This is a genomic window from Methylobacterium phyllostachyos (assembly GCF_900103445.1).
In the GTDB taxonomy this organism is placed as follows: domain Bacteria; phylum Pseudomonadota; class Alphaproteobacteria; order Rhizobiales; family Beijerinckiaceae; genus Methylobacterium; species Methylobacterium phyllostachyos.
On the sequence record NZ_FNHS01000012.1, the window covers coordinates 87,142 to 98,294 of the forward strand.

At 68.6% G+C, this 11,153-nt stretch carries 9 protein-coding genes; 5 read left to right on the forward strand and 4 right to left on the reverse strand.

Going from position 1 to position 11,153, the window contains the following annotated elements:
• Positions 1–93: 93 nt before the first annotated feature.
• The 3 genes from BLQ49_RS19430 to BLQ49_RS19440 all read right to left on the reverse strand — a co-directional run bounded on the left by BLQ49_RS19430 (position 94) and on the right by BLQ49_RS19440 (position 6,267).
• Positions 94–1,623, reverse strand: coding sequence for an efflux transporter outer membrane subunit (locus BLQ49_RS19430; protein ID WP_244507686.1), 1,530 nt, complete (start codon positions 1,621–1,623; stop codon positions 94–96).
• A 152-nt stretch (positions 1,624–1,775) separates the two neighbouring features.
• On the reverse strand, positions 1,776–4,925 hold the full coding sequence (locus BLQ49_RS19435; protein ID WP_091718657.1) for an efflux RND transporter permease subunit: 3,150 nt from the start codon (positions 4,923–4,925) through the stop codon (positions 1,776–1,778).
• 16 nt (positions 4,926–4,941) lie between these two features.
• Positions 4,942–6,267, reverse strand: coding sequence for an efflux RND transporter periplasmic adaptor subunit (locus BLQ49_RS19440; RefSeq protein ID WP_091718660.1), 1,326 nt, complete (start codon positions 6,265–6,267; stop codon positions 4,942–4,944).
• Positions 6,268–6,562: 295 nt separating this feature from the next.
• On the opposite strand from BLQ49_RS19440, the gene BLQ49_RS19445 reads away from it, so the two are divergent.
• Entirely contained in the window at positions 6,563–7,564 is a 1,002-nt protein-coding gene (locus tag BLQ49_RS19445; protein WP_091718662.1) for a CobW family GTP-binding protein, read from the forward strand.
• Between the two features lie 93 nt (positions 7,565–7,657).
• Here BLQ49_RS19445 and moaB read toward each other — a convergent pair whose 3' ends face one another.
• Positions 7,658–8,215 carry a molybdenum cofactor biosynthesis protein B gene (moaB, locus tag BLQ49_RS19450; RefSeq protein WP_091718664.1) on the reverse strand — a complete coding sequence of 186 codons (558 nt, stop codon included), beginning with the start codon at positions 8,213–8,215 and terminating at the stop codon, positions 7,658–7,660.
• Positions 8,216–8,331: 116 nt separating this feature from the next.
• Between moaB and maiA the strand changes: the two genes are divergently transcribed.
• The 4 genes from maiA to BLQ49_RS19470 all read left to right on the forward strand — a co-directional run bounded on the left by maiA (position 8,332) and on the right by BLQ49_RS19470 (position 11,115).
• Positions 8,332–8,979: a maleylacetoacetate isomerase gene (gene maiA, locus BLQ49_RS19455; protein WP_091718666.1), complete on the forward strand. Its 648-nt coding sequence runs from the start codon at positions 8,332–8,334 to the stop codon at positions 8,977–8,979.
• 124 nt (positions 8,980–9,103) lie between these two features.
• The gene (locus tag BLQ49_RS19460) at positions 9,104–10,435 is read left to right on the forward strand and encodes an NAD(P)/FAD-dependent oxidoreductase (protein WP_091718668.1); all 1,332 of its coding nucleotides are present in this window, start codon (positions 9,104–9,106) and stop codon (positions 10,433–10,435) included.
• 54 nt (positions 10,436–10,489) lie between these two features.
• Positions 10,490–10,801, forward strand: coding sequence for an EthD family reductase (locus BLQ49_RS19465; RefSeq protein ID WP_091718670.1), 312 nt, complete (start codon positions 10,490–10,492; stop codon positions 10,799–10,801).
• The gene (locus tag BLQ49_RS19470; protein ID WP_091718672.1) at positions 10,798–11,115 is read left to right on the forward strand and encodes a hypothetical protein; all 318 of its coding nucleotides are present in this window, start codon (positions 10,798–10,800) and stop codon (positions 11,113–11,115) included. The genes BLQ49_RS19465 and BLQ49_RS19470 overlap by 4 nt, the downstream gene beginning before the upstream one ends.
• Positions 11,116–11,153 lie beyond the last annotated feature (38 nt).

Below are 11,153 nucleotides of genomic sequence, written 5' to 3' on the forward strand. Positions count from 1 at the left end.
GAAAGGTCTCGACCTTTCGAAACCGCGACTTGATTCGTCCGCGCGATGCGGAACACGCGGTACTTGGGTCGACCAAACTCCCAGACGATCACGTCACAGGATCTTCAGCGGATCCTTCTCGGGCGGGGGCGGCGCCACGTCGGTGCGGTTCCACCAGCCGCCGCCGAGGGCGATGAACAAAGCCGCCGTGTCGGCGTATTGCGTCGCCCGGGCGCCCGCCGAGGTGATCAGCGCCGATAGGTAGCCCTGCTGGGCGATCAGCACCTGCGAGGAGGTGACGGCGCCCGCGGTGTACTGCTTGCGGATCAGCCCCAGGCTCTGGTTGGTAGCGCTCACCGCGGCATCGGCAGCCGCCACCGCCTTGGCGTCGGCCTGGAGCGCCCGCAGGGCATCGGCAACGTTCTGGAAGGCGGTGATCACCGTCGCCTTATACTGCGCCTGCGCCTCCGTCAGCGATTCCTCGGCCGCCCGCTGGCGCCGGAACAGCGTGCCGGCGTCGAAGATCGGGGCTGTGGCCTGCCCGATGATCGTGAAGAACGCGGCGCTCGGGCTCGTCACCTGCGCGATCCGCGTGGCGCTGGAGCCGCCCGTCGCCGTGAGGTTGAACTGCGGCAGGCGGTTGGCCAGGGCGACGCCGACATTGGCGCTCGCCTGCTGGACCAGCGCCTCGGCGGCCTTCACGTCCGGCCGCTGCTGCACCAGCCGCGAGGGCAGGCTCACCGGGAGCTTGGTCGGCAGGCGCAGGGCCGAGAGTTCGAAGGTCTCGCTGACCTCGTCCGAGGGCAGCCGTCCGGCCAGCGCTGTCAGCAGGTTGCGCTGCTGGGCCAGCGCCTTCTCCAGCGGCGGCAGGAGTTGCTGGGACAGGGCGAGGGCCGCCTGCTGCTGCACCACGTCGGCGCCCGCGATCTGACCGAGGGAGAGCTGCTTGTTGTAGAGCTGCAGGATCTCGGTCTGTGCCTGGATCACCCGGCGGGTCGCCTCGATTTGCGCCCGGAGCGCCGCCTCCTGGATCGCGGCCGCCACCACGTTGCCGGTGAGGCTGAGATAGGCCGCCTCGAGCTGGAAGCGCTGGTTCTCGGTCGTGGCTTCCAGCGATTCGATCTGGCGGCGGTTCCCGCCGAACACGTCCGGGTTATAGGCGACCACCGCCTGTGGGGTGGAGAGGCTGTAGAGGTACTGGAACTGGTTCTGCAGGGGCGATTGCAGGTCGAGGCCCGGGGCCAGGACGCCCTGCACCTGCGGGTTCGCCGTCAGGGTCGGATAGAGCGTGCCCTTCTGGGCCAGCACGTTCTGCTGGGCCACCCGGAGGGCGGCCTGCGCGGCCTCCAGCGTCGGGTTGTTGGCGAGCGCCTGCTCGACGAGGCGGTTCAGTGCCTTCGAATGGAACAGGGTCCACCATTCGCCCGGGATGTCGGCACCCGAGACGAAGTTCTGGTCGGCGGATCCACCCTGCCGGGTGCGGATCGTGTCGGCGGCCGAGGGATTCTTCAGCGGCTCCTTGGTGTAGCGGCTGACCGGCGGAGCCTCGGGCGGCACGTAGTTCGGGCCGACCGCGCAGGCCGACAGGGACAGGGACGCGGCCAGCACGGCCACCGCCCGTCCGCACCGTTTCGGCGCACGCATCACCATTCCGCCCCCGGAAGCCTCGCTCCGGTAGAGCGACGCGGAGCCCATCCAAGTCAATGCAGCGGTCCCCAGATGGTGCGCGCGGGTGGTTCGTTGTGGCGTACCTGCAACGAGCCGCTGGCCGGCCCGCAGGGCGGTCGTGAAACGGCTCACGCGGCGGCCCGATGCTCGGTCCGCGCCTGCGCGTCCGGGTTCGGCTTGCGCCGGGAGAACAGGGAGATCAGCACCGGCACGACCACGAGGATCAGGTTCGGCGCCAGGATGATGCCACCGACGACCACCAGCGCCAGCGGCTTCTGCACCTGCGAACCGATGCCGGTTGAGACGGCGGCCGGCAGGAGGCCGACACAGGCCGCCACGCAGGTCATCATCACCGGGCGCATGCGCACCACGGCGGCGTGCCAGACCGCCTCCTGCTTCCTCCAGCCCTCGTCGAGGAGCTGGTTGTAGTAGGCCAGCAGGATCACGCCCTCCATGGTCGAGATGCCGAACAGGGCGATGAAGCCGATCGCCGCCGAAATCGAGAACGGCGTGCCGGTCAGCGACAGGGCGAAGATGCCGCCGATCATCGCCATCGGGATCACCGACAGGGTCAGCAGCATGTCGGCCAACGAGGAGAAGTTGATGTAGAGGAGCAGCGCGATCAGCAGCAGCGTCACCGGCACGACGAGGCTCAGCCGGTGTGCCGCCTCCTGCAGGTTGGTGAACTGCCCGACCCATTCCAGCCGGTAGCCCGGCGGCAGGTCCACCGCCTCGGCGACCTTGCGCTGCGCCTCGATCACCGCGCTGCCGAGGTCGCGCCCGCGCACCGAGAACTTCACCGGGATGTAGCGCTCCTGATCCTCGCGATAGATGAACGAGGCGCCCGAGACGAGGTCGACATCGGCGATCTCGGAGAGCGGCACCTGGATCACGCCGCCGTTCGGGTTCTGGGCGCCGACCGCGATGTTGCGGATGCCGGCGAGCGACGAGCGGTACTCCTTGGCCAGCCGCACCCGCATCGGGAAGTGGCGGTCCGAGCCGTACTCGTAGAGGTCGCCGGCGGTCTGGCCGCCGATCGCCGCCTGAATCGTGGTGTTCACGTCGCCGATCGACAGGCCGTAGCGGGCGGCCTTGTGGCGGTCGACGTCGATCCGCACCGTCGGCTGGCCGAGTGATTCGAACACCGACAGGTCGGTGATGCCCTGGACCGTGGCGAGCGCCGCCTTCACGGCGTTGGCGGTCTTGGTGAGCTGCGCGAGGTCGTTGCCGTAGATCTTGACCGAGTTCTCGCCCTTCACGCCCGAGGCCGCCTCCTGGACGTTGTCCTCGATATACTGCGAGAAGTTGAACTCGATGCCGGGAAATTCCGATTCCAGCTGCTTGTTCAGGTTGGCGATCAGCGTTTCCTTGTCGAGCCCCTTGCGCCACTGGTCGATCGGCTTCAGGGGCGCCAGGATCTCGACGTTGAAAAAGCCGGTCGCGTCGGTGCCGTCGTTCGGCCGGCCCTGGTGCGAGAGCACGGTGACGACCTCCGGGACCTCCTGGAAGATCTTGCGCATCCGCTGGACGTAGGCGTTGCCGGCCTCCAGCGAGATCGAGGACGGCATGGTGCCGCGCACGTAGAGGTTGCCCTCCTCAAGGCGCGGCAGGAATTCCAGGCCGAGGTTGCGCGCCGCGAGACCCGAGACGAGCAGCACCGCCAGCATTACACCGATCGCCAGGACCCGGTTGCGCAGGCCGAAGCGCAGGGCCGCCTCGTGGCCGACGCGCAGCACCCGCACGATCAGCGTGTCGCGTTCCTCCAGGTTCTTGGGCAGCATCAGCGCGGAGAGCGCGGGCGAGACCGTGAAGGTCGCGAGCAAGCCGCCGATCAGCGCGTACGCGTAGGTCTTGGCCATCGGCCCGAAGATGTGGCCCTCGACGCCGGTCATCGTGAACAGCGGCAGAAAGCCGACGATGATGATGGTGGCCGAGAAGAAGATCGCCCGGTTCACCTCGCGTCCGGCGATCGCGATGGTGCCGAGCCGCCCAGTCAAGCCGGCCGGTGGGGCCTCGCCCTTCACGTGCTCGGGCTCGGCGATGTGGCGAAAGACGTTCTCGACCATGATGACGGTCGCGTCGACAATCAGGCCGAAATCGATCGCGCCGAGCGACAGCAGGTTCGCCGAATCGCCGCGCACCACGAGGATCAGGATCGCGAAGCCGAGCGCGAAGGGGATCGTCGCTGCCACGATGATCGCGCTGGTGAGCGAGCCGAGGAACAGCCACTGCACCACGAAGACCAGCACCACGCCGAAGACGAGGTTGTGCATCACCGTGTGGGTGGTGGTGTGGATCAGCCCCGAGCGGTCGTAGATCCGCTCGATCTTCACGTCGGGCGGCAGGATCGTGGAGCTGTTGATCTTGTCGATCTCGGCCTCGACCCGCTCCAGGGTCGGCAGGCTCTTGCCGCCGCGGGTCATGAGCACGATGCCCTCGACGATGTCGGGCTGGTCGTCGTGGCCGACGATGCCGAGCCGCGGGGCGTTCGACACGCGCACCTCCGCCACGTCCCGCACCAGCACCGGCGTGCCGTTGACGAGGCTGATCATCGTGTCCTTGATGTCGTCCATGTCGCGGATCAGGCCGATGCCGCGCACCACCGCCGATTGCTGGCCGACGTTGAGCGTCTGGCCGCCGACATTGATCGAGGCGTTGTTGAGCGCCGTGGTCAGCTGCACGAGGGTCAGGCCCTGCGCCTGGAGGCGGTTCAGGTCGACCGCGATCTCGTATTCCTTGGCCTTGCCGCCGAAGGCCGTAACGTCCACGACGCCGGGGATCGCTTTGAACCGGCGCTGCAGCACCCAGTCCTGCAGGGTCTTCATGTCCATCGGCGAATAGCCCGCCGGGCCGACGAGCTTGTAGCGCATGATCTCGCCCACCGGGCTCGTCGGCGAGATCTGCGGCGTGGCGCCGTTCGGCAGGGTCGGGGCCTGCGACAGGCGGTTGAGCACCCGCTGCAGCGCCTCCTCGTACGTGTACTCGTAGTTGAACTGCACCTTCACGTCGGACAGGCCGAACAGCGAGATGGTGCGCACCACCTGGGCGTTCGGGATGCCGGCGAGCGCCACCTCGAGCGGAATCGTGATGTAGCGCTCGATCTCGTCGGCGGATTGCCCCGGATTCTGGGTGATCACGTCGACCAGCGGCGGCACCGGGTCGGGATAGGCCTCGATGTTGAGCTGCGTGTAGGCGCCGTAGCCGATGCCCAGCATCACCACGAACAGCAGCACCACCAGCACGCGCTGGCGCAGCGAGAAGGCGATCAGCGCGTTCATCGGACCGGATCCTCGCTCAGGACGCCTTGTCGCCGCTGGCGGCCCGGTCGATGAACAGGGCGCCGCGGGTCACGACCTGCTCGCCCGCCTTCAACCCATCGACCACCTGGGCGCTGTCGCCGTTGATCAGCCCGAGCTTGATGTCGCGCGCCTCCACGGCCCCGTCGGGCCGCGCCACCCAGACGTGGGTGCGGTCGCCCTCGTACACGATCGCGGCCACCGGGATGCTCGGGCTCGGCTCGCCCTTGCCGGTGATGATCGTGAAGGTGGCGAACATTTCGGGTCGCAGCACCCGGTCCGGGTTGTCGACCTCGCTGCGCACGGCGAGCCGGCGCGTCGCCGGATCGAGGCTGGAGGCCATGTAGTTCACCCGGGCCTTGAACACCCGCGTGCCGAAGCCCGCGACCTTCGCCTCGACCTCCTGGCCGATGCGGATCCGCGGGATCTCGCTCTCGCGCACGTTGGCCACGAGCCAGACCGTGGACAGGTCGCCGATCACGAAGACCGGATCGCTGGAGGCCGAGAGATATTGCCCGATGCCGACCTTGCGCTGGACGATCGTGCCGGCGATCGGCGCCCGGATCTGGGTCTCCGGGCTCAGCGTGCCGTTCTTCTCGTAGGCGGCGATCTCGGAATCGGTCTTGCCGAGCAGCCGCAGGCGGTTCTTCACCGCGTCGAGCGCCGCCTCGGCGGTCTTCAGGTCGCTCTGGGCGGCGATCACGTCGTTCTGGGCCGATTGATAGTCCTTCAGCGCCGTGGCGTGGGCCTGAAACAGCTCCTGCTGGCGCTGGGCGATGGTCTGGTCGAGCTTGAGCAGCGCCTGCTGCTTCTGGAGGTTGTTCAGCGCCGCCTGATAGTCGTTCTGCGCCTGGACCATGTCGGTGGCCTCCAGCGTCAGCAGCACGTCGCCGGCCTTCACGTCGTCGCCCGCCCGGACCAGCACCTTGGTGACGCGGCCCGCATAGGGCGAGACCACCGGCACGTTGTCGTCATCGTTCAGCGCGATGCGCCCCTCGGCGGCCCCCTCCGGCCGGAACACCTGCGTGGCCACCGGCAGGATCTCGAAGGCGGCGCGCTGCTCCTTGGAGGGCCGGAACACCCGCTCCACCGGGCCGGCCTTCACCGCATCGATGCCCGGATCGGGGTTGCTCGAACCGCCGAACAGGCTCGCCACCGAGCCGGTGACGCCCGCGGCGGTCTCGCGGGCGCGATCCGGGAAGGCGAGGGCGAGGGCGCCCAGGGCCGCCAGCAGCGCGATGACGACGAGGGGGCCGGTCCGTCGGCGGCCGCGCGGCGGCGCCAGGGCAGTCTCGTCCTGTTCCAGCGGGTTTCGGGCGTCCATGAGCGTGTTCTTCTGCGTCCGGACGAAGAGACCGGGCTGACTGCGGCGGGTCCGATTCGCGCGGAACGCCGCCGTATCAATGCGATCGCTGGTGCTTTTCTATGGCGGACCGCGCGGGTGTTCCGCGGCGGCGCACAATGCCTAGTGCAAAGCTTGCCCGACGTGCAATCGATTGGCGGCCCCGGTCGCGAAACCGTGTGGCTCCGTCTTCCTTTGCCGGGATTTGTTACAATATGACAACGGTCGCAGGCGCCCCGTCGCGTCCGACCCCTCGAATCATAGCGAAGAACCGGCCATGACCGATACGAGCCCCGCTTCCCTCCAGGCTGGATCGACCGCCGGCAAGATCCCGGTGACCGTGCTCACCGGCTATCTCGGCGCGGGCAAGACCACGCTCCTCAACCGCATCCTCACCGAGAATCACGGCAAGCGCTACGCCGTGATCGTCAACGAGTTCGGCGAGATCGGCATCGACAACGACCTCGTGGTCGGCGCCGACGAGGAAGTGTTCGAGATGAACAACGGCTGCGTCTGCTGCACGGTGCGCGGCGACCTGATCCGGATCATGGACGGGCTGGTGAAGCGCCGGGGCAAGTTCGACGCGATCATCGTCGAGACCACGGGGCTGGCCGACCCGGCCCCGGTGGCCCAGACCTTCTTCGTCGATCAGGATGTCGGCGAGGCCGCCCGGCTCGACGCCGTGGTGACGGTGGCGGACGCCAAGTGGCTCACCGACCGCCTGAAGGACGCCCCCGAGGCGAAGAACCAGATCGCCTTCGCGGACGTGATCCTGCTCAACAAGAGCGACCTCGTGGCGCCCGCCGAGCTCGACCGGGTCGAGGCCGAGATCCGCGCCATCAACCCGCTGGCCAAGCTCCACCGCACGCAGAACTGCGCCGTGCCCCTCGACGCCGTGCTGGAGCGCAACGCCTTCGAACTCGACCGTATCCTCGAGGTGGAGCCCGACTTCCTGGAGGAGGGGCACCACCATCACCACGATTCCGACATCCGCTCGATCTCGGCGAAGATCGAGGGGGAGGTGGACCCGGAAAAATTCATGCCCTGGATCTCGAACCTGACTCAGAGCCAGGGGCCCGACATCCTGCGCTGCAAGGGGATCGTGGCCTTCCCGAACGAGCCGAAGCGCTTCGTCTTCCAGGGCGTCCACATGATCCTCGACGGGGACGTGCAGGGCGATTGGGGCCCGAACGAGCCGCGCGTGTCGCGCGTGGTGTTCATCGGGCGCAATCTCGATGCGGCAGCGATCAAGCAGGGGTTCGAAGACTGCCGGGCGTAAGCGGCTGAGCGGCCTTCGGGCCGTCCGTCTCTGCCCCCGCCCTCCATTGGGACCTGTCTGGTCCGCGCCAGGGGAGGGCGGGGGAGGCGCCCCTCACACCGCGATACTCGCCCCCCGCCGCAGGTGCTCGTCGAGCCGCGGCATGATCTCCACGAAATTGCAGGGTCGGTGACGATAGTCGAGTTGCTGGGCCAGGATCCCGTCCCAGGCGTCCCGGCAGGCGCCCGGCGAGCCCGGCAGCACGAACACGTAGGTTGCCCGCGCCACCCCCGCGGTGGCGCGGGATTGCAGGGTCGAGGTGCCGATCTTGTCGTAAGAGATGCGGTGGAAGACGGCGGAGAAGCCGTCCATGCGCTTCTCGAACAGCGGCTCCAGCGCCTCCGGGGTCACGTCGCGCCCGGTGAAGCCGGTGCCGCCCGTGGTCAGCACCACGTCGACGCCCGGATCGCGCAGCCACGCCTCCACCTGCCCCCGGATCGCCGGGATCTCGTCCGGCACGATGGCCCGGGCTGCGAGCCTATGGCCTGCATCCGTGAGGCGCTGGACCAGGGTGTCGCCGGAGCGGTCGTCCTCCGGCCGGCGGGTGTCCGATACGGTGAGCACCGCGATCGAGAGCGAGATGAAGGCGCGGGGTGCGGGCTGGTCGGCCATAGCGTGAAGTCTCCGGAACACACCTCCGATATGGGCCGGCCGCATCGGGATGTCGCCCCTTGCGGCCGGGCGCAAACTCGGCTGTGCTCCGGCAACCGCGTTGGAGATCCTCATCCATGCTCATGTACGGCAACTGGCGCTCGGCCGCCGCCTTCCGGGTGCGGATCGCCCTCAAGCTGAAGGGCATTCCCTACGAGGAGACGTTCATCGACCTCGATGCGGGGGACCAGCACAAGCCGGATTTCCGGGCGATCAACCCGCAGGGTGCGGTGCCGGCCCTGTTCGACGGCGACGGCCCGCCGCTCACCCAGTCGCTGGCCATCCTCGACTATCTGGAGGAAACGAAGGGCGGCGTGCGCCTCCTGCCGGAGGAGCCCCGGGCCCGGGCGCGGGCGCGCTCCCTGGCGCAGGTGGTCGCCTGTGACACGCACCCCCTTTACGTGCCGCGGGTGCGCAATTTCCTGATGGAGGAGTACGACCTGCCCCGGGAGCGGATGCTCGCGTTCCTGCGCAACGCCTTCGAGACCGGCCTGCGGACGCTCGAGGCGCGACTCAGCCGGGAGCCCGGGACCGGACGCTTCTGTCAGGGCGATGCGGTCAGCCATGCCGATCTGTGCCTCGTCAGCCTGTGGGTTGGCACCGGCATCTTCGGTGTGGAGACCGCCGCCTATCCGACGGTCGCGCGAATCGCCGCGGAATGCCTCGCCCTGCCCGCCGTGGCGGAGGCCCATCCCCTGCGCCAGCCCGGCGCGCCGAGCGCGTGAGTGAATTCCCGGTCGCGCGTGCTCAGGTCACACGTGTGCCAGGCGGGCAGATGTGGCAATCGGACACCCGGGACGTGTAAGCAGGCCGGCGTTTAATCCCGGTGCGGGAGCGGAAAGAGTGTCGATGGCATCCGTCGAGAACGAGTCAGGTCTGCATCGCGTCGTTGTCGTGGGTGGCGGCGCCGCCGGGCTTCAGCTGGTGACGAAGCTCGGCGAGAAGCTCGGGCGGGGCAAGCGCGCCCACGTCACCCTCGTGGACCGCGCGCGCACCCATATCTGGAAGCCCCTGTTGCATGAGGTCGCCGCCGGCAGCCTCGACGTGGGCCACCACGCGGTGGATTACCTGCACCACGCCCACATCCACGGCTTCCGCTACCGAATCGGGCAGATGACCGGGCTCGACCGGGAGGCGCGCACGATCCAGCTCGCCGCGAGCTACGATTCCGAGGGCCGCGAGGTCACGCCGCAGCGCGCGGTCCCCTACGACACGCTGGTGATGGCCGTGGGCTCCACCACCAACGATTTCGGCACGCCGGGCGTGGCCCAGCACGCCATCGCGCTCGATACCCAGGATCAGGCGGTGCGCTTCCACCAGCGCCTCGTGAACGCCTCCCTGCGGGCGCACACGCAGGTCGGCCCAGTGCGGCCGGGCCAGCTCCACGTGACGGTGATCGGTGCCGGCGCCACCGGGACGGAACTCGCCGCCGAGCTGCACCGGACCCTCCGCCACGTGGTCTCGACCGGCCTCGACAAGATCGACCCGGGCAAGGACATCCGCATCACCCTTGTGGAGGCGGCCGACCGTATCCTCCCGGCGGTGCCGCAGCGCCTCTCGGCCGAGGTGATGCAGCTCCTCAACAAGATCGGTGTCGACGTGCGCGTGAGAGCGCGGGTGACCGAGGTGCGGGCCGACGGCGTGCAGCTCGCCGACGGCACCTTCATCCCCTCGGAACTCGTGGTCTGGGCGGCGGGCGTGAAGGCACCGCCCTTCCTGCAGGGCATCGGCGGGCTGGAGACCACGCGGACCAACCAGCTCGTGGTCACCCCGACCCTGCAGACCACCCGCGACCCCGATATTTTCGCGCTGGGCGATTGCGCCTACCTGGTCGAGGTCGGCTCGGACACGCCGGTGCCGCCCCGGGCCCAGGCGGCGCACCAGCAGGCGAGCCACCTCGTCGGCCAGATCCAGGCCAAGATCGCCGGCAAGCCCCTGAAGCCGTTCAAGTACAAGGATTTCGGCTCGCTGGTGTCGCTCGGTGAATACTCGACCGTCGGCAGCCTGATGGGGTTCGTGCGCGGCAAGAACATGCTGATCGCGGGCCTGTTCGCCCGGATGATGTACCGCTCGCTCTACAAGATGCACGAGCGGGCCCTCCACGGCACCCCCAAAACGGCCCTCGATACCCTGGCGCGCGCGCTCACGCGTCGGACCGAGCCGCGGGTGAAGCTGCACTGAGACCATTTCGGTATCCGTGCGTTCCCAGAGATCCGATAGGGAGGATGACCGACGATGATCCTGGTGAGCGTGATGTATACCACCGGCCCGCGCTTCGACATGGGCTATTACCTCAGCCACCACATGCCCCTGGTGCGCGAGCGCTGGTCGGCGCTCGGCCTGCATGACGCCAAGGTGGTCAAGGGCGCCGGCACGCCGGATGGCGGCGCGGCGCCTTTCCAGGTGATGGCGCTCCTGACCTTCGAGTCGGTCGAGGCCTTCCAGAAGGCCGTGGCGGCCCACGGTGAGGAGATCTTCGCCGACATCCCGAACTTCACCGAGGCTCCGGCCCAGGTGCAGATCAACGACTTCGCGGAGAGCCCGTGATCGACATCGTCAAGGCGGTGCAGGAGGCCGATCCGAGCCTCGGCACCTACGTCATCGTGCTGCGGGGTGATTCCCGTGCGCTCGACGGCCCGGAGCGCCTGAACCCGGAGGCGCAGGGCTGGCTCGCCGTGAACACCCCCGGCGGCCGCCTAGCCCGGGTGAAGATCCGGCTCGCCCCCTATCCGGGGGCGGCGCCGGCCGAGCGGGACGTGACCGTCATGGCCTTCGCAGAGGCACGGGAACTAGCCGCCTTCGCGACCGCGTGGACGGGTGATGTGCTGCCGGATGAGCCCGAGGAGTCGGTTTCCGGCTGATCACTGCGGTTTCACCGCTCCTGTGCGCGCAGCAATCC